The organism is Klebsiella variicola, assembly GCF_000828055.2.
Classification (GTDB): domain Bacteria; phylum Pseudomonadota; class Gammaproteobacteria; order Enterobacterales; family Enterobacteriaceae; genus Klebsiella; species Klebsiella variicola.
In genome coordinates this window covers 1,423,065-1,439,743 of sequence record NZ_CP010523.2, presented here as the reverse complement: position 1 = coordinate 1,439,743, position 16,679 = coordinate 1,423,065, and the positions used below count along the sequence as shown (strand labels likewise).

16 protein-coding genes, 4 tRNA genes and 2 other RNA genes are annotated in these 16,679 nt (G+C 56.4%); 15 read left to right on the top strand and 7 right to left on the bottom strand.

Annotated features, from left to right (window positions below; genetic code table 11):
• The first annotated feature begins 187 nt into the window (after positions 1 to 187).
• On the top strand, positions 188 to 541 hold the full coding sequence (locus SP68_RS06905; protein WP_008803883.1) for a YfeC-like transcriptional regulator: 354 nt from the start codon (positions 188 to 190) through the stop codon (positions 539 to 541).
• Between the two features lie 3 nt (positions 542 to 544).
• A complete protein-coding gene (locus SP68_RS06900) occupies positions 545 to 937 on the top strand; it encodes a MerR family transcriptional regulator (protein WP_012967480.1) in 393 nt (130 codons plus the stop codon).
• A 53-nt stretch (positions 938 to 990) separates the two neighbouring features.
• On the opposite strand, the gene gltX is transcribed toward SP68_RS06900, so the two are convergent.
• The gene (gene gltX, locus SP68_RS06895) at positions 991 to 2,409 is read right to left on the bottom strand and encodes a glutamate--tRNA ligase (RefSeq protein ID WP_008803881.1); all 1,419 of its coding nucleotides are present in this window, start codon (positions 2,407 to 2,409) and stop codon (positions 991 to 993) included.
• 259 nt (positions 2,410 to 2,668) lie between these two features.
• Between gltX and SP68_RS06890 the strand changes: the two genes are divergently transcribed.
• The 6 genes from SP68_RS06890 to SP68_RS06865 all read left to right on the top strand — a co-directional run bounded on the left by SP68_RS06890 (position 2,669) and on the right by SP68_RS06865 (position 3,458).
• Positions 2,669 to 2,744, top strand: a tRNA-Val gene (locus SP68_RS06890).
• A gap of 45 nt (positions 2,745 to 2,789) precedes the next feature.
• Positions 2,790 to 2,865 (top strand) — tRNA-Val (locus SP68_RS06885).
• A 46-nt stretch (positions 2,866 to 2,911) separates the two neighbouring features.
• A tRNA-Val gene (locus SP68_RS06880) sits at positions 2,912 to 2,987 on the top strand.
• Between the two features lie 4 nt (positions 2,988 to 2,991).
• A tRNA-Lys gene (locus SP68_RS06875) sits at positions 2,992 to 3,067 on the top strand.
• A gap of 22 nt (positions 3,068 to 3,089) precedes the next feature.
• A non-coding RNA gene (locus SP68_RS06870) (RtT sRNA) lies at positions 3,090 to 3,225 on the top strand.
• A 95-nt stretch (positions 3,226 to 3,320) separates the two neighbouring features.
• Positions 3,321 to 3,458, top strand: a non-coding RNA gene (locus SP68_RS06865) — RtT sRNA.
• Positions 3,459 to 3,541: 83 nt separating this feature from the next.
• Here the strand turns inward: SP68_RS06865 and SP68_RS06860 are convergent.
• Entirely contained in the window at positions 3,542 to 4,468 is a 927-nt protein-coding gene (locus SP68_RS06860; RefSeq protein ID WP_008803880.1) for a LysR family transcriptional regulator, read from the bottom strand.
• Positions 4,469 to 4,556: 88 nt separating this feature from the next.
• Between SP68_RS06860 and SP68_RS06855 the strand changes: the two genes are divergently transcribed.
• The gene (locus SP68_RS06855) at positions 4,557 to 5,555 is read left to right on the top strand and encodes a bile acid:sodium symporter family protein (RefSeq protein WP_008803879.1); all 999 of its coding nucleotides are present in this window, start codon (positions 4,557 to 4,559) and stop codon (positions 5,553 to 5,555) included.
• Here the strand turns inward: SP68_RS06855 and SP68_RS06850 are convergent.
• From SP68_RS06850 to zipA, 3 genes are all read right to left on the bottom strand, one after another.
• Positions 5,552 to 5,770, bottom strand: coding sequence for a DUF3820 family protein (locus tag SP68_RS06850; protein WP_002913440.1), 219 nt, complete (start codon positions 5,768 to 5,770; stop codon positions 5,552 to 5,554). The genes SP68_RS06855 and SP68_RS06850 overlap by 4 nt on opposite strands.
• Position 5,771: 1 nt before the next feature.
• A complete protein-coding gene (gene ligA / locus SP68_RS06845) occupies positions 5,772 to 7,787 on the bottom strand; it encodes an NAD-dependent DNA ligase LigA (protein ID WP_012540946.1) in 2,016 nt (671 codons plus the stop codon).
• A 69-nt stretch (positions 7,788 to 7,856) separates the two neighbouring features.
• Positions 7,857 to 8,942 carry a cell division protein ZipA gene (gene zipA / locus SP68_RS06840; protein ID WP_040968765.1) on the bottom strand — a complete coding sequence of 362 codons (1,086 nt, stop codon included), beginning with the start codon at positions 8,940 to 8,942 and terminating at the stop codon, positions 7,857 to 7,859.
• Positions 8,943 to 9,172: 230 nt separating this feature from the next.
• Between zipA and cysZ the strand changes: the two genes are divergently transcribed.
• The 5 genes from cysZ to crr all read left to right on the top strand — a co-directional run bounded on the left by cysZ (position 9,173) and on the right by crr (position 14,044).
• Positions 9,173 to 9,934 carry a sulfate transporter CysZ gene (gene cysZ / locus SP68_RS06835; protein ID WP_008803876.1) on the top strand — a complete coding sequence of 254 codons (762 nt, stop codon included), beginning with the start codon at positions 9,173 to 9,175 and terminating at the stop codon, positions 9,932 to 9,934.
• A gap of 176 nt (positions 9,935 to 10,110) precedes the next feature.
• Positions 10,111 to 11,082, top strand: a complete 972-nt coding sequence (gene cysK / locus SP68_RS06830; RefSeq protein WP_012540942.1) for a cysteine synthase A — start codon at positions 10,111 to 10,113, stop codon at positions 11,080 to 11,082.
• A gap of 380 nt (positions 11,083 to 11,462) precedes the next feature.
• Positions 11,463 to 11,720, top strand: coding sequence for a phosphocarrier protein Hpr (gene ptsH / locus SP68_RS06825; protein ID WP_002913505.1), 258 nt, complete (start codon positions 11,463 to 11,465; stop codon positions 11,718 to 11,720).
• Between the two features lie 44 nt (positions 11,721 to 11,764).
• A complete protein-coding gene (ptsI, locus tag SP68_RS06820; RefSeq protein WP_008803874.1) occupies positions 11,765 to 13,492 on the top strand; it encodes a phosphoenolpyruvate-protein phosphotransferase PtsI in 1,728 nt (575 codons plus the stop codon).
• A 42-nt stretch (positions 13,493 to 13,534) separates the two neighbouring features.
• On the top strand, positions 13,535 to 14,044 hold the full coding sequence (crr, locus tag SP68_RS06815) for a PTS glucose transporter subunit IIA (protein WP_008803873.1): 510 nt from the start codon (positions 13,535 to 13,537) through the stop codon (positions 14,042 to 14,044).
• A 39-nt stretch (positions 14,045 to 14,083) separates the two neighbouring features.
• Here the strand turns inward: crr and SP68_RS06810 are convergent, their stop codons facing one another.
• Both SP68_RS06810 and pdxK read right to left on the bottom strand, forming a co-directional pair.
• Entirely contained in the window at positions 14,084 to 14,323 is a 240-nt protein-coding gene (locus SP68_RS06810; RefSeq protein WP_012540941.1) for a hypothetical protein, read from the bottom strand.
• Entirely contained in the window at positions 14,323 to 15,186 is an 864-nt protein-coding gene (gene pdxK / locus SP68_RS06805) for a pyridoxine/pyridoxal/pyridoxamine kinase (RefSeq protein ID WP_012540940.1), read from the bottom strand. Before pdxK ends, SP68_RS06810 begins: the two co-directional genes overlap by 1 nt.
• An 82-nt stretch (positions 15,187 to 15,268) precedes the next feature.
• Here pdxK and ptsJ point away from each other — a divergent pair, with 82 nt between their 5' ends.
• A complete protein-coding gene (gene ptsJ, locus SP68_RS06800; RefSeq protein ID WP_040968767.1) occupies positions 15,269 to 16,567 on the top strand; it encodes a MocR-like B6 salvage transcription factor PtsJ in 1,299 nt (432 codons plus the stop codon).
• The last annotated feature ends 112 nt before the right edge of the window (positions 16,568 to 16,679 follow it).

The window sequence follows — 16,679 nt, the reverse complement described above, 5'->3', positions numbered from 1 at the left end:
ATAATATGAATTCCTCGCTCAGGTGTCAACGGCAAAATTATCCTTCGCAATTCAATCGCTGAAAAAGCAGGCAACTTGCTGACATTGCGAGCCTTATCGCAGCCAGAAGTTAAACAGGTCACTTTTTCACGTAAAAGGATGCTATAACATGTGCAGCTAATTCCCATACATTTACTCAGGAAATAGTATGCTCAAGGAACGAATGACACCTGAAGAAATCGCCCACCTGACCGGCTATAGTCGGCAAACCATCAATAAATGGGTGCGGAAAGAAGGCTGGCAAACCTCTCCGCGGCCTGGCGTCCAGGGTGGCAAAGCGCGGCTGGTCCATGTCAATGAGCAAGTCAGGGAGTTTATCCGCAGCGCTCAGCGCGTGGCAGAGACACCAGGCGCCTATTCTACCCACGACAGCGATCTGGAATCGCTGCTGCTGACCCTTAGCAAAGAGCTCACTCCCAGCGAGCAGAAGCAGCTGATGTCGCTGTTGCTGCGCGAAGGGATCACCGGGTTACTGCTTCGGTTAGGGATCCGCGATCGGTAAAGCATGATGAAACTGAAAGATAAAATGACACCCGCAGAGCTCGCCGACTGCCTGGGACTGGCCAGACAAACGATCAATCGCTGGGTTCGCCAGCAAAAATGGCGCACGGAAGCGATACCCGGCGTCAAAGGAGGACGCGCGCGACTGGTGGTCATCGACAAACCGGTGCTCGAATTTCTGACCAATGCGCCTGCCAGGCGCCATCTGTTTACCGACAATCATTTGGCGGAATCGCCCGGCGCTTATCTGGTCAATGAGGCTGACGTGGTCTGGCGGCAAATCACGGAAACCCTGCAACTGATGACTCCGGCCGAACAGCTACAGCTTCGCGATCTGCTGGCCCGGGAAGGGATTAGCGGCTTTCTTGCCCGCCTCGGCATCGCCAGCCCGGTGTAACAGACAAAAAAAACGGCAGGGGTAACCCTGCCGTTGTTTCATCCACGTCCCAATCAGGACGCCTGACCTTCACGTTCAGCGATAAAAGCCAGCGCTTTGTTGATACGCTCAACGCTACGGGATTTACCGATAGCGTGGACGGTGACGTCAAGCGCAGGAGACTGCCCTGCCCCGGTAACCGCCACGCGCAGCGGCATGCCGACTTTACCCATGCCGACTTCCAGCTCATCAGCGGTTGCCTGAATTGCATGGTGGACGTTTTCCGCTGTCCAGTCGCCGATCGCCGCCAGCTTGTCGCGAACCACTTCCAGCGGCTGACGCGCCACCGGACGCAGATGTTTCTTCGCCGCATCGGCGTCGAACTCAGCGAACTCTTCATAGAAGTAGCGGCAGCTCTGAGCAATCTCTTTCAGCGTTTTGCAACGCTCGCCCAGCAGTTTCACCAGCTCGGCCAGCTGTGGGCCATTACGGGTATCGATATTTTCCTGCTCGATGTGCCACTGCAGATGCGTCGCCACGTATTCCGCCGGCAGCGTATTGATGTAGTGATGGTTCAGCCACAGCAGTTTGTCGGTGTTGAACGCACTCGCGGATTTGCTGACCGCCCCCAGCGAAAAGAACTCGATCATCTCTTCGCGGGTGAAGATCTCCTGATCGCCATGGGACCACCCCAGACGTACCAGATAGTTAAGCAGCGCTTCCGGCAGGTAGCCGTCGTCACGATACTGCATCACGCTCACCGCACCGTGGCGTTTGGACAGTTTTTTACCGTCATCGCCGTTGATCATCGACACGTGGGCGTAAACCGGCACCGGCGCATTCAGCGCTTTGAGGATGTTGATCTGGCGCGGTGTGTTGTTGATATGATCTTCACCACGGATCACATGGGTGATCGCCATATCCCAGTCATCTACCACCACGCAGAAGTTATAGGTCGGGGAACCATCGGTACGACGAATGATCAGATCGTCCAGCTCCTGGTTGCTGAACTCGATAGGTCCGCGGATCTGATCGTCAAAGATCACCGACCCTTCCTGCGGGTTGGCGAAACGCACCACGCACGGCTCATCGTCGGCATGATGCTCGTGGCTATGGCGGCAGCGGCCATCGTAACGCGGCTTCTCACCGTTCGCCATTTGCTCTTCGCGCAGCGCTTCCAGACGCTCTTTCGAGCAATAACATTTATAAGCGGTGCCAGCTTCCAGCATCTCATCGATCACGTTGTTATAACGGTCGAAACGTTTGGTCTGGTAATAAGGGCCCTCATCCCATTGCAGATTCAGCCAGTTCATGCCATCCATGATGGCTTCAATTGCTTCCGGGGTGGAGCGTTCGAGATCGGTGTCTTCAATACGCAGCACAAACTCACCGCCGTGGTTACGAGCAAAAAGCCAGGAATAGAGAGCAGTACGCGCACCGCCAACGTGCAGATAGCCTGTTGGGCTTGGCGCGAAGCGAGTTTTGATTTTCATGAATTGGCCTTACGTTTAATAAAGATGCCGATAGCCGGCAATGTCCGGTGGAAATTATGGGTCAATATTCTAACACCGTGGGCTGATTCCTCAATGTTGATCCCGTCGGAACGTCACGGTTTGCCATTTTTGTTTATAAATCATGCTACGCCGCCGGTTTTACGATCGCTTTGTTTAATTTTACGACGAACGAACGAATTCTTTAGAAAAGGCGTTGACTCATTTTCAACTCTCCCTATAATGCGACTCCACACAGCGGGGGTGATTAGCTCAGCTGGGAGAGCACCTCCCTTACAAGGAGGGGGTCGGCGGTTCGATCCCGTCATCACCCACCACTACTTAACGTAGTCTCCGCCGTGTAGAACAGAAAATTGAGAAGTGGGTGATTAGCTCAGCTGGGAGAGCACCTCCCTTACAAGGAGGGGGTCGGCGGTTCGATCCCGTCATCACCCACCACTTTCTCGCCAGCTGGATTTTCTGTCAAAATGTGAAGTACCGAAGTGGGTGATTAGCTCAGCTGGGAGAGCACCTCCCTTACAAGGAGGGGGTCGGCGGTTCGATCCCGTCATCACCCACCACTTCGGGTCGTTAGCTCAGTTGGTAGAGCAGTTGACTTTTAATCAATTGGTCGCAGGTTCGAATCCTGCACGACCCACCAATGTAAAAAGGCGCCCTAAAGGCGCCTTTTTGCTATGCGCCGAACTCAACGATTCGAACCTGCAGCAGGTTCGGGTCGAACGCAGTGAGACAACGGAGCCGCTTGCGGCGACGGCCCGAAGGGCGAGGCCAAGCCGAGTCATCCTGCACGACCCACCAATGTAAAAAGGCGCCCTAAAGGCGCCTTTTTGCTATGCGCCGAACTCAACGATTCGACAAAATTGTCGGGAACAATTTTGAACAACGCGGCAGCGTTGGCCCGCAGGGCGAGTCTCAGGATGAGACGAGTTTCTCTGCAGCAGGTTCGGGTCGAACGCAGTGAGACAACGGAGCCGCTTGCGGCGATGGCCCGAAGGGCGAGGCCAAGCCGAGTCATCCTGCACGACCCACCAATGTAAAAAGGCGCCCTAAAGGCGCCTTTTTGCTATGCGCAGTTTGCGGTCTTGCCGCGAGTTCCCCCGCAGCACTCCCCCTGTCAGCGCTGATACAGCGGATCTTCCACCCTCGCAGCGGTTAAATTTGCCCCTTCTTCACGCACAATTTCCCATAACGCCTGAGCGGCGGTCGACAGCGAGCGATTTTTCCGGCATGCCAGCATCAACTGCCGCTCCATCACCGGGGTCAGCCGCTTCACCGTCAGATGGCTCCCCTGCGGTAACGGCAGCGCCAGCGCCGGCAGAACGCTGATGCCAATTCCCGACTCTACCATCGGAAACAGCGTTGCCGGGTGACCAATCTCCTGCACAATGTTCGCCCGGATAGCCAGCCGGCTAAGGGCCGCATCAATCAGCGGACGGCTGCCGGAGGCATAGTCCTGCAGGATCAGTCTCTCATCCTGCAGCGCTTGCCACGGCACCTCCGTCAGGCCGGCAAAAGGATGATCCTCCCGGCAGAGCAGCAAAAAAGGTTCCGCCAGGACCACTTCACACTGCAGATCTGCCGCCGGGCCGGGGTCGATCACAATGCCGAAATCCACTTCCCCATGGCGAATACTCTCCAGCACCCACTGCTGGGGCCGATCGTGCAACACAAAATCGATATCTGGATAACGACGGTTGCTGTGAGCAATACACTGCGGAATCAGGTGGGCGGAAATCGTCTGACTGGCGGCGACCTTGACGGTACCGCTCATCTGCTGGCCGACGCGCCCGGCGTCGCGCAGGGTAATCGTCAACTCATCGAGCAAACGCTCCAGCCGCCCCGCCAGCTGCTGACCCGCTTCGGTGAGCACGACTTCGCGAGTGGTACGGTCGAGTAGCCGGACGCCGGTCTGATGCTCCAGCTCTTTGACGCTATGGCTGACGGCCGACTGACTTAAGCCAATCATCTCCCCTGCCCGGCTGAAGCTTCTGGCCCGGGCGACGGTGACGAATACTTTTAACTGACGCAGAGAGTAATTCATCTTTTTTATTCATGAATAGATGCAATAAATCAATTTTATTTCTCAAATGAAAAAAAGCACAATAGCGCATCTCTTTTCAGGAGCGTTTATGAAACTTTTCCGCATTCTCGATCCGTTTACGGCAACCCTGGTCACCGTTGTCCTGCTGGCCTCATTCTTCCCCGCCCGTGGCGCTTTCGTTCCCTTCTTTGAACATCTGACCACCGCCGCCATTGCCCTGCTGTTTTTTATGCACGGCGCTAAACTCTCCCGGGAAGCGATTATCGCCGGCGGCAGCCACTGGCGTTTGCATCTGTGGGTGATGTGCAGCACCTTTATTCTCTTCCCGGTACTCGGGGTTCTGTTTGCCTGGTGGGCGCCGGTGAATGTCGATCCGATGCTCTACAGCGGCTTTATCTATCTGTGCATTCTGCCGGCCACCGTGCAATCCGCTATCGCCTTTACCTCACTGGCCGGAGGCAACGTCGCGGCGGCGGTGTGCTCAGCCTCGGCCTCCAGCCTGCTGGGGATCTTTGTTTCACCCCTGCTGGTTGGCGTCCTGATGAACCTTCATGGCGCAGGCGGCAGCCTCGAGCAGGTCGGTAAAATCATGCTGCAGCTGCTGCTGCCTTTCGTACTCGGTCACTTATCACGGCCGTGGATCGGCAACTGGGTGGCGAAGCATAAGAAGTGGATTGGTAAGACCGACCAGACCTCGATTCTGCTGGTGGTTTACTCCGCCTTTAGCGAGGCAGTGGTGAATGGCATCTGGCATAAAGTCGGTCTGGGATCGCTGCTGTTTATCGTGGTGGTCAGCCTGGTGCTGCTGGCCATTGTCATCGCCGTTAACGTGTTCGTCGCCCGCCGCTGCGGCTTTAACAAAGCCGATGAGATTACCATCGTCTTTTGCGGTTCGAAAAAGAGTCTGGCCAACGGCATCCCGATGGCCAATATTCTCTTCCCGACCTCCATCCTCGGCATCATGGTGCTGCCGCTGATGATCTTCCACCAAATCCAGCTGATGGTCTGCGCGGTGCTGGCGCGGCGCTACAAGCAGCAAACCGATGCGCGTCTCGCTGAGGAAAAGGCCAACGCCGCCAAAGCTTAACGCGCTTTCTTCAGGGGCTGAACCAGATCGCTCAGCCCCTCGGTTTTAATCAGCAGGGTCAACGCCATCAGCTCGCCGAGATGGCCGGCAGGAAACTGATCCTTACGCGCAAACCACAGTAAATACTCTTCCGGGACATCGATTAAACGACGTCCCTTGTATTTACCGAACGGCATCTCAGTATTGGCTATTTCGACCAGCTGCGCTTTATCCACGTTATTCTCCCAGCAGACGCATCATTTCGGCTTCGTCAATCACCTCAATGCCCAGCTCCTGCGCTTTCGCCAGCTTAGAACCCGCCGCTTCGCCGGCAATCACCAGGTCAGTTTTCTTCGACACACTGCCTGCCACCTTCGCCCCCAGCGCGACGAGACGCGCTTTGGCGTCATCCCGCGATAGCTGACTCAGGCTGCCGGTCAGGACCACGGTTTTACCCGCAAACGGGCTATCAATCTCTTCCGCCTTCACCACGACTGGCGCCGGCCAGTGAACGCCTTCGGCCAGCAGCTGCGCGATGACATCGCGGTTACTCTCTTCGGCAAAGAAGTTGAAGGTATGGGTGGCAACCACGATGCCAACATCAGGGACCTTTTGCAGCTCCTCAATGGAAGCCTGCTCCAGGGCTTCAAGAGTGCCGAAATGCGCCGCCAGGGCCGCCGCTGTCGCTTCGCCTACCTCGCGAATACCCAGAGCGTAGAGGAAGCGTGCGAAGGTCGTCTCTTTGGCTTTTTCCAAAGCATTGACCACATTTTGCGCGGACTTCGGCCCCATCCGATCCAGCCCGGTGAGTTTCCCGGCGCTCAGGCGGAACAGATCCGCCGGCGTATGGACATACTCTTTCTCCACCAGTTGGTCGATGATCTTGTCACCCATGCCGTCAACGTCGAGCGCGCGACGGGAGACGAAGTGCTTAAGCGACTCTTTACGCTGCGCGCCGCAGATAAGGCCGCCTGTACAGCGGGCTACCGCCTCGCCCTCCACTCGCTCAACGTCGGACTGACATACCGGGCAGTGGGTCGGGAAGACAACATCCCGGGCATCCGCCGGACGCTCGGAAAGCACCACATTGACCACCTGCGGGATCACATCGCCTGCCCGACGAATCACTACCTTGTCGCCGATTTTCAGACCTAAGCGTTCGATTTCATCGGCGTTATGTAGGGTGGCATTGCTCACCAGCACGCCGGCGACATGGACCGGCTCCAGGCGCGCCACTGGCGTGATCGCCCCGGTGCGCCCTACCTGGAACTCCACATCCCGGACGAAAGTCATCTGCTCCTGTGCCGGGAACTTAAAGGCCACGGCCCAGCGCGGCGCGCGGGCCACAAAACCCAACTGCTCCTGCAGCGCCAGCGAATCGACTTTGATCACCACGCCATCAATGTCAAAGCCCAGATGAGGACGATCTTCCTCGACTTTACGATAGTAAGTGAGCACTTCCTCGGGAGTATGACACAGGGTGACGCGATCGCTCACCGGCAGTCCCCATGCTTTGAACTGCTGCAAACGGGCCGAGTGGCTGGCCGGCAGCTCACCGCCCTCCAGCACGCCAACGCCGTAGCAGAAGAAAGTAAGCGGTCGCTTCGCCGTGATGCGCGGATCGAGCTGGCGCAGCGAACCCGCCGCCGCATTACGCGGGTTAGCAAACACTTTTCCGCCGGTGCGGCGCGCTTCTTCATTGATTTTTTCAAACCCGGCCTGCGGAAGGAAAACCTCACCACGCACCTCAAGACGTGCCGGGATATTCTCGCCATGCAGCTTGAGGGGGATAGTGCGAATGGTTCGCACATTGGAGGTAATATCCTCGCCGGTGGTACCGTCGCCGCGGGTCGCGGCCTGCATCAGTACGCCGTTTTCGTAGAGAATACTCACCGCGAGGCCGTCGAGCTTAAGCTCGCAGCAGTAGGTGAGATCGTCAGTGCTTTTCAGGCGATCCTGTACCCGCTTGTTGAAGGCGAGAAAGCTCTCTTCATCAAACACGTTATCCAGCGACAGCATCGGCACTTCATGGCGGATCTGGCTGAAGGCAGTTAGTGGCGCCGCCCCCACCCGCTGAGTCGGCGAGTCCGGGGTAATCAGCTCCGGATGTTGACTCTCCAGCTCGCGCAGCTCGCGCATCAGGCGGTCATATTCCGCATCGGGCACTTCCGGTGCGTCCATAACGTGGTACAGATATTCATGATGGCGAAGCGTGGTTCGCAGTTCAGTCAGTTGTTGTTCGATCGGTTCCATATCACACCATCAATGATAAAAAACCCCCGACAGGCGGGGGTTGAGAAGGAGTTGAGATAACGCGGGACGTCAGGCGTTCGCGTCTTTCACTTCGCGAATACGATCCTGGTATTCACGCAGTTTTTGCGGCGTCATCATGCGACGCTGATCGTCAAGCACCACACCGCCCACTTCATCGGCGATATACTGCGCAGACTGCAGCATCAGCTTGAAGTTCTGCAGTTCATCACCGTAGGAAGGGACCTGCATAAAAATAGTCACCCCAGGGGTCATCATATCCGCCATGCTGTCCGGATTGAAGGTCCCCGGCTTCACCATGTTGGCCAGACTGAACAGTACCGGGCCGCTGCCATCCGGACTCAGATGGCGGTGGAAAATATTCATTTCACCAAACTTGAAGCCGGCCTGCTGGATGCTGTTGATCAGCACCTCGCCGTTAAGCTGTGCGCCGTGATGGGCGGCGACGTTCATCACAATGACCGTCTCTTTACGCTCTTTCGGCTGCGGCGCGGCAGGCTGCTGCGGCTCTACCGGCTGCGGCTCGACCACGGCGGGCTGCGGCTCGACCACGGCGGGCTGCGGCGCGGCAACAGGCTGTGGCACAGGCTGCTGCGGGGCGGCTGGCTGCGGCTGGGCAACGGTCGGCGTCACCGGCTGCGGTGCGACGGGCTGCTGCACAACGGGCTGCGGCTGATGTTGGGGTTGCACGGACGGCTGCGCGGGCTGCGGCTGTTGCCAGCCAGGCTGCGGAGCCGCATGCGGCACAGGCTGCTGTCCCTGCGGTTGAACCGGGGCCTGGCGCGGCGATTGCTGCGGCTGGCGAACCGGTTCATCAGGACGCACAGGCTGCTGCATCTGGCGCTCGTAAGGCGGCTGGTACTGGTGCTGCGGCGCCTGACGAGGGGCTTCATGCTCCCCATGCGCGCCGTGCGGGGCGTGAGTGACCGGATGAACGCGGACTTCACCTACGCCTTCAACATTATCATCAAAGTCTTCGTTTTCCGACTCATCGTCGCGCGACTTCATACGTTTCAGTGGGCGATCGCGAAACATCGAAGAACGTTCTTTACGGCTGGTCCAAAAACCATGTACCAGTAAAGCGATTATGGCGATCGCGCCAACAATGATTAATATCAGACGCAAATCCTGCATCATTATATTCTCTGTTGTTCTAACACCTTGCCACCACGGCAAACATTTACTCACTAAGAGTATTTGCCGATTACCTCAAGTGCAAGTGCGTCGGTCGCTTTCACCACATAAAGATGAACTAAATCGTGCTTTTTGCTGTTTTTTCGAACATTTCCTAACTGGTTATTGTCTGGCGACCCGATAAAATAAGCGAGCATTCACACTGGATGTTAAAAAAGGAGCATTGCCTGGCTATGGTTTCATCATCCGCACCGACCCCGCGTAGCGGCGTTTATTATTTTTCGCAGGGCTGGAAACTCATCGGGCTGCCTGGCATACGGCGTTATGTCTTTTTGCCTTTGCTGGTTAACGTGCTGCTGATGGGCGGAGCCTTCTGGTGGCTGTTTACCCGTCTCGACAGCTGGATCCCCTCGCTGATGAGCCATGTGCCGGACTGGTTGCAGTGGCTGAATTACCTGCTGTGGCCGGTAGTGGTGCTCTCGATTCTGCTGGTGTTTGGTTACTTCTTTTCGACTATCGCCAACTGGATAGCTGCGCCGTTCAGCGGCCTGCTGGCGGAACAACTTGAAGCGCGTCTGACTGGCGCCACCCCGCCGGATGTCGGCGTCTTTGGCATCATGAAGGATATTCCGCGCATCATGAAACGTGAGTGGCAGAAGCTGGCCTGGTACCTGCCCCGTGCCATCGTGCTGTTGCTGCTCTACTTTATACCCGGCGTTGGCCAGACGGTGGCCCCGGTACTCTGGTTCCTGTTCAGCGCATGGATGCTGGCAATTCAATACTGCGATTACCCCTTTGATAATCACAAGGTCCCCTTCAGGACCATGCGCGAAGCGCTGCGCAGCCGCAAAGTGATGAATATGCAGTTTGGGGCGCTCACCAGTCTGTTTACCATGATCCCGGTGTTAAACCTGGTGATCCTGCCAGTGGCCATCTGCGGCGCCACCGCAATGTGGGTCGATTGTTATCGCGATAAACACGCGGTCTGGAAATAGCCCCAACATGTTCACCCCGGGAGCGGCTGAGGCCGCTCCTTATATCTCGCTTATTCCTTCCTGCTTATCATTATTTCCCTTCCGCATATAGATATGCTAAATCCTTACTTCCGCATATTCTTTAAGCGGGTATGCTGATGCCGTACCCCCAAATTTCATACAGTTAAGGACGGGCCATGAGTAAGATTTTTGAAGACAACTCCCTGACTATCGGTCACACGCCGCTGGTACGACTGAACCGCATTGGCAACGGCCGTATCCTGGCAAAGGTAGAATCTCGTAACCCGAGCTTTAGCGTAAAATGCCGTATCGGCGCCAATATGATCTGGGATGCTGAAAAGCGCGGCGTTCTGAAACCTGGCGTGGAACTGGTCGAACCGACCAGCGGCAACACCGGTATCGCCCTCGCCTACGTGGCGGCGGCCCGCGGCTACAAGCTAACGCTAACCATGCCGGAAACCATGAGCATTGAGCGCCGCAAACTGCTGAAAGCGCTGGGCGCCAACCTGGTACTGACCGAAGGCGCAAAAGGCATGAAAGGCGCTATTCAGAAAGCGGAAGAGATCGTCGCCAGCAACCCGGAAAAATTCCTGCTGCTGCAGCAGTTCAGCAACCCGGCTAACCCGGAAATCCACGAAAAGACCACCGGCCCGGAAATCTGGGAAGACACCGATGGTCAGGTGGACGTCTTTATCTCTGGCGTAGGCACCGGCGGTACGCTGACCGGCGTCAGCCGCTACATTAAAAATACCAAGGGCAAAAAAGATCTGATCACCGTCGCGGTCGAACCGACCGATTCGCCGGTCATCTCCCAGGCGCTGGCGGGTGAAGAGCTCAAGCCGGGCCCGCACAAAATTCAGGGCATCGGCGCCGGCTTCATTCCTGGCAACCTGGATCTGAAGCTGGTGGACAAAGTGATCGGCATTACCAACGAGGAAGCTATCTCCACGGCGCGCCGTCTGATGGAAGAAGAAGGCATCCTGGCGGGTATCTCTTCCGGGGCCGCTGTTGCCGCCGCGCTGAAGCTGCAGGAAGATGAGGCCTTTACCAATAAGAATATTGTGGTTATCCTGCCTTCCTCAGGTGAGCGTTATTTAAGCACCGCGCTGTTCGCCGATCTCTTCACTGAGAAAGAATTGCAACAGTAGTGCCAGCTTGTAAATAATGTGTAAAAAAGCACCTTTTCAGGTGCTTTTTTGTGGCATACGTCAAAGTTTTACCCCTCCTGGCATTGATTCACCTCGTAGGGTCTGGTATTTAACCAGCACATTTATTTTGATGCGCGAAATTATTCAGAAGAGGATTTCCGCCAGCTGAATCGATTTTATGATTTGGTTCAAGTCTTCCTTTCGCGGCATAATGTTTAATGACGTGCTAGACGTCAATGGCCCGCAGGTCTTCGCAGCGCCAGGCGCTGCCGACGCCAAGGCCGGAAACGTAACGCCGGCGCTAACAATACAGGCTAAAGTCGAGTCGTTAGACTAGACTTTAGGTCCACAACACTAAACCTATAAGTTGGGGAAATATAATGTTCCAGCAAGAAGTTACCATTACCGCTCCGAACGGTCTGCACACCCGCCCTGCTGCTCAGTTTGTTAAAGAAGCTAAAGGCTTCACTTCTGAGATCACTGTAACCTCCAACGGCAAAAGCGCCAGCGCCAAAAGCCTGTTCAAACTGCAGACTCTGGGCCTGACCCAGGGCACCGTAGTGACCCTCTCCGCTGAAGGCGAAGATGAGCAGAAAGCTGTTGAGCATCTGGTTAAACTGATGGCTGAACTCGAGTAAGTTCACGGGTTCTTTTTCATATCAGTCACAAGTAAGGTAGGGTTATGATTTCAGGCATTTTAGCATCCCCGGGTATCGCCTTCGGCAAAGCACTGCTGCTGAAGGAAGATGAAATTGTCATCGACCGGAAGAAAATTTCTGCCGATAAGGTTGATCAGGAAGTCGAACGTTTCCTGAGCGGCCGCGCCAAGGCCTCCGCCCAGCTGGAGGTCATCAAAACCAAAGCTGGTGAAACTTTCGGTGAAGAAAAAGAAGCCATCTTCGAAGGGCATATCATGCTGCTGGAAGATGAGGAGCTTGAGCAGGAAATCATAGCCCTGATTAAAGATAAGCACATGACTGCCGACGCGGCAGCCAATGAAGTTATCGAAGGTCAGGCCACTGCCCTGGAAGAGCTGGACGATGAATACCTGAAAGAACGTGCGGCTGACGTACGCGACATCGGTAAGCGCCTGCTGCGCAACATCCTTGGTCTGTCGATTATCGATCTGAGCGCGATTCAGGATGAAGTCATCCTCGTCGCCGCCGATCTGACCCCGTCTGAAACCGCACAGCTGAACCTGAAAAAAGTGCTGGGCTTCATCACCGACGCGGGCGGCCGTACCTCTCACACCTCCATCATGGCGCGTTCCCTGGAACTGCCGGCCATCGTGGGCACCGGTAGCATCACGGCGCAGGTGAAAAACGGCGATTATCTGATTCTCGACGCGGTGAACAACCAGGTTCTGGTCAACCCGTCTAACGAGCAAATTGAAGCGCTGCGTAATCTGCAGGCTCAGGTTGCGGAAGAAAAAGCCGAACTGGCGAAACTGAAAGATCTGCCGGCGATTACCCTCGACGGCCATCAGGTTGAAGTGTGCGCAAACATTGGTACCGTTCGCGATGTCGAAGGTGCTGAGCGCAACGGCGCCGAAGGCGTAGGCCTGTATCGTACCGAATTCCTGTTCATGGACCGTGACGCGCTGCCAACTGAAGAAGAGCAGTTTGCGGCCTATAAAGCGGTGGCTGAAGCCTGTGGCTCTCAGGCCGTTATCGTGCGTACCATGGATATTGGCGGCGATAAAGAGCTGCCATACATGAACTTCCCGAAAGAAGAGAACCCGTTCCTCGGCTGGCGTGCCGTGCGTATCGCGATGGATCGTAAAGAGATCCTGCGCGATCAGGTGCGCGCCATCCTGCGTGCCTCCGCTTTCGGTAAACTGCGCATTATGTTCCCGATGATCATCTCTGTTGAAGAAGTGCGTGCGCTGAAGAAAGAGATCGAAATCTACAAACAGGAACTGCGTGACGAAGGTAAAGCATTTGACGAATCCATTGAGATCGGCGTGATGGTGGAAACACCGGCTGCGGCGACCATTGCTCGTCATCTGGCCAAAGAAGTTGATTTCTTTAGTATCGGCACCAATGATTTAACGCAATATACTCTGGCAGTTGACCGTGGTAATGATATGATTTCACATCTTTACCAGCCGATGTCACCGTCTGTACTGAATCTGATTAAGCAAGTTATTGATGCTTCTCACGCTGAAGGTAAATGGACTGGCATGTGCGGTGAGCTTGCGGGCGATGAACGTGCTACACTTCTGTTGCTGGGTATGGGGCTGGACGAATTCTCTATGAGCGCCATTTCCATCCCGCGCATCAAGAAGATTATTCGTAATACGAACTTCGAAGATGCGAAAGTATTAGCAGAGCAGGCTCTTGCTCAACCGACAACGGACGAGTTAATGACGCTGGTTAACAAGTTCATTGAAGAAAAAACAATCTGCTAATCCAAGAGATGCGCGGCCCAAATTACTGCTTAGGAGAAGATCATGGGTTTGTTTGATAAATTGAAATCTCTGGTTTCTGATGACAAGAAAGACACCGGAACTATTGAGATTATTGCTCCCCTCTCCGGTGAGATCGTCAACATCGAAGACGTGCCGGATGTGGTTTTTGCGGAAAAAATCGTGGGCGATGGGATTGCCATCAAACCGACCGGCAACAAAATGGTCGCGCCGGTAGACGGTACCATTGGTAAAATTTTCGAAACCAACCATGCGTTCTCTATTGAATCTGATAGCGGCATCGAGCTGTTCGTTCACTTCGGTATTGATACCGTTGAACTGAAAGGCGAAGGCTTCAAGCGTATCGCTGAAGAAGGCCAGCGCGTGAAAGTCGGTGACCCGGTTATCGAATTCGATCTGCCGCTGCTGGAAGAGAAAGCCAAGTCTACCCTGACGCCGGTGGTTATCTCCAACATGGACGAGATCAAAGAGCTGATCAAACTGTCCGGTAGCGTGACTGTGGGTGAAACCCCGGTTATCCGCATCAAGAAGTAATGCTTGCTGCATAAAAATGGCGCCGAAAGGCGCCATTTTTTATATCGCGCTGGTCACCGGCTGATAGCACTTCTCCCGGGACAATATGCGCAATCCCTCCGGCGTGCTCTCCAGAATACGACGCTCACTGTCAGAGACCAGCAGATCGCACTGGTACCCTCCGGCCAGGCCGAACAGCGACCGCGCTACGCAGGCATCCTCCAGCGCCGCCTCCCCTGTGGTATCAAAATGACCGACAATGCGCCCCTGTTGGCGGATCACTAACCGATAGCTTTTCATCAGTTTTTCTCCCGTGGCGGCAGGATCAGTTCGTCACACCCCTGCGCGGCAGTCCAGTTCATGACCTCCAGCACGCGCCGGGCGGCAGCCTGCGTCGCCGCCCCCAGCGCCAGGCCGGTGAGCAGACCGCTCACCAGCTCTGCACAGAACAGATCGCCCGTTCCCTTCAGGTCCGTTTCCACCCGCGGGTGGGCCACCACCTCCACCGCATCGGCCGTCACCACCAGCACATTTATCGTCGAACGCGCCTCTCCCGGCGCGCTGGTGATCACCACCCATTTGAGGGTATCTGACAGCAGGCTTCGCGCCGCGGCGACCGCCTCCTGCTGATTGCGACAGCGCTGGCCGCTCAGCGTTTCCAGCTCAAACAGATTGGGGGTGATCCCTTGCGCCAGTGGCAGAAGATGCTGACGATAGGCGTCCGGGATCTCAGCCTTAACGTAGATGCCGCTGTCGACATCGCCGATGACCGGATCCACCAGAATGCACAGCCCGGGATGGCGGGCCCGCACCCGCGTCAGCCACTGCGCCAGACGTTCGATTTGCACGGCGTTGCCCATATAGCCGGTGGTCACTGCACGCAGTTCGCGCAACGCATCGCGTTCCTCCAGCGCCTGCAGATACCCAACAAACCACTCCTCCGGAATAATGCCGCCATAGAACGTCTCATAATGGGGCGTATTGCTGAACAGTACCGTCGGCACCGCCAGCACGCGCAAACCGTGCTGTTTAATGGCCGGAACCGCGATGCTGTTGCCAACGCTGCCATAGACTACCTGGGACTGCACAGCGACGATATCGACTTCCGACGCCCGGCTTGTGTCGTGAAAGAGCACTGATTGTATGTCATCTTGCTGGCCCATCTTTTCTCCCCCCGCTGGACAGCGGGTCACGCACTGATTATGATTCGTCCTATGCTAAATTTCATTTTGTCATAGGTCAATAATGTTTACCGGAAAAACCGCCAGCGATATCTTCGATCATATCCGCCATCTGGTGCAGAGCGGTGGGTTGCGGCCCGGAGAGGTTCTGCCACCGGTACGCGAGCTCGCCAGCCAGCTGGAGGTGAATCGCAATACCGTCGCCGCCGCCTATAAACGGCTGGTCACCTCCGGGCTGGCCGTCAGCCAGGGACGAAACGGCACGGCCATTAAAGCACGGGATCCGCTGCCGGCGCTGGAGGGCGGTGACCCAACGACGCCGCTGAACGATATCTCCAGCGGCAATCCGGACCCCGCCAGACTGCCTGAATTAACCCGTTATCTGGGCCAGCTTGCCCGCACACCACGCCTGTATGGCGATGCTCCCATCGAGCCGCGGCTTGGTCAATGGGCCGAGGCGTGGTTTGCCAAAGAGATAGTGGTTCCCTTTGCGGTGAATCTCGCCAGCGGAGCGATTGACGCCCTGGAGCGTCTGCTGTGCGCTCTGCTGCTGCCCGGCGACGGCGTGGTGGTCGAAGATCCCTGTTTTCTCAGCAGCATCAATATGGTGCGTTACGCCGGCTTTACCCCCTGCCCGGTGGCGGTGGATGCCGAGGGGATGGATCCTGACGGGCTGGAGGAGGCGTTACGCAACGGCGCGCGGGCAGTGATCTTAACCCCACGCGCGCACAATCCTACCGGCTGTAGTCTGACGGAAACCCGGGCGCATGCCCTGCGGGAGGTGCTGGCCCGCTATCCGCAGGTACTGGCGATTGTTGATGACCATTTTGCCCTGCTGTCGGCCACGCCATGGCACTCCCCTCTTCCTGCAAGTACGCAACGCTGGGCGCTGGTGCGCTCAATGTCAAAAACCCTCGGGCCAGACCTGCGGCTGGCCTTTATCGCCAGCGATGCCGATACCTCAGCGGCGCTGCGCCTGCGGCTTAACGCCGGCAGCCAGTGGGTCAGCCATCTGCTGCAGGACCTGACGCTGGCCTGTCTGACCGATGAGGCGTTTATCGCCTCGATGACGGAGACCCGTCGTCATTATCGCCAGCAGAATGAGAAACTGGCGGCGGCGCTGGCCCGGCACGGCCACAGCCATGCTACGCCTGGCGATGGACTCAATTTCTGGCTGCCGCTGCCAGCGGCGAGCCAGCCCTACGCCTTACGCCTGGCCCGCGCCGGCTGGCTGGTCCGGGAGGGGGAAATATTTGGTGTCCGAACGCCTGCGCACGGGCTGCGCCTGTCGCTGGGCCGTCTGAGTGACGCTGAGATTTCCCGCCTGGCGGCTGATATTGCGCTGGTCTTAAACCAACCCTGATGCAGGCCGTATCATTCGGCATGTTGAAGCATCTGCCGCACAGGTGAGTGATGGCAGCTGCCGATAAACTAATGAAAAAGTAAACGAAAGCAGGCACAGTCTTACCTGCATA

Coding starts and splice junctions, on each gene's coding strand:
- SP68_RS06905 (WP_008803883.1), top strand. CDS start 188: ATGCTCAAGGAACGAATGACACCTGAAGAAATCGCCCACCTGACCGGC.
- SP68_RS06900 (WP_012967480.1), top strand. CDS start 545: ATGATGAAACTGAAAGATAAAATGACACCCGCAGAGCTCGCCGACTGC.
- gltX (WP_008803881.1), bottom strand. CDS start 2,409: ATGAAAATCAAAACTCGCTTCGCGCCAAGCCCAACAGGCTATCTGCAC.
- SP68_RS06860 (WP_008803880.1), bottom strand. CDS start 4,468: ATGAATTACTCTCTGCGTCAGTTAAAAGTATTCGTCACCGTCGCCCGG.
- SP68_RS06855 (WP_008803879.1), top strand. CDS start 4,557: ATGAAACTTTTCCGCATTCTCGATCCGTTTACGGCAACCCTGGTCACC.
- ligA (WP_012540946.1), bottom strand. CDS start 7,787: ATGGAACCGATCGAACAACAACTGACTGAACTGCGAACCACGCTTCGC.
- zipA (WP_040968765.1), bottom strand. CDS start 8,942: ATGATGCAGGATTTGCGTCTGATATTAATCATTGTTGGCGCGATCGCC.
- cysZ (WP_008803876.1), top strand. CDS start 9,173: ATGGTTTCATCATCCGCACCGACCCCGCGTAGCGGCGTTTATTATTTT.
- cysK (WP_012540942.1), top strand. CDS start 10,111: ATGAGTAAGATTTTTGAAGACAACTCCCTGACTATCGGTCACACGCCG.
- ptsH (WP_002913505.1), top strand. CDS start 11,463: ATGTTCCAGCAAGAAGTTACCATTACCGCTCCGAACGGTCTGCACACC.
- ptsI (WP_008803874.1), top strand. CDS start 11,765: ATGATTTCAGGCATTTTAGCATCCCCGGGTATCGCCTTCGGCAAAGCA.
- crr (WP_008803873.1), top strand. CDS start 13,535: ATGGGTTTGTTTGATAAATTGAAATCTCTGGTTTCTGATGACAAGAAA.
- SP68_RS06810 (WP_012540941.1), bottom strand. CDS start 14,323: ATGAAAAGCTATCGGTTAGTGATCCGCCAACAGGGGCGCATTGTCGGT.
- pdxK (WP_012540940.1), bottom strand. CDS start 15,186: ATGGGCCAGCAAGATGACATACAATCAGTGCTCTTTCACGACACAAGC.
- ptsJ (WP_040968767.1), top strand. CDS start 15,269: ATGTTTACCGGAAAAACCGCCAGCGATATCTTCGATCATATCCGCCAT.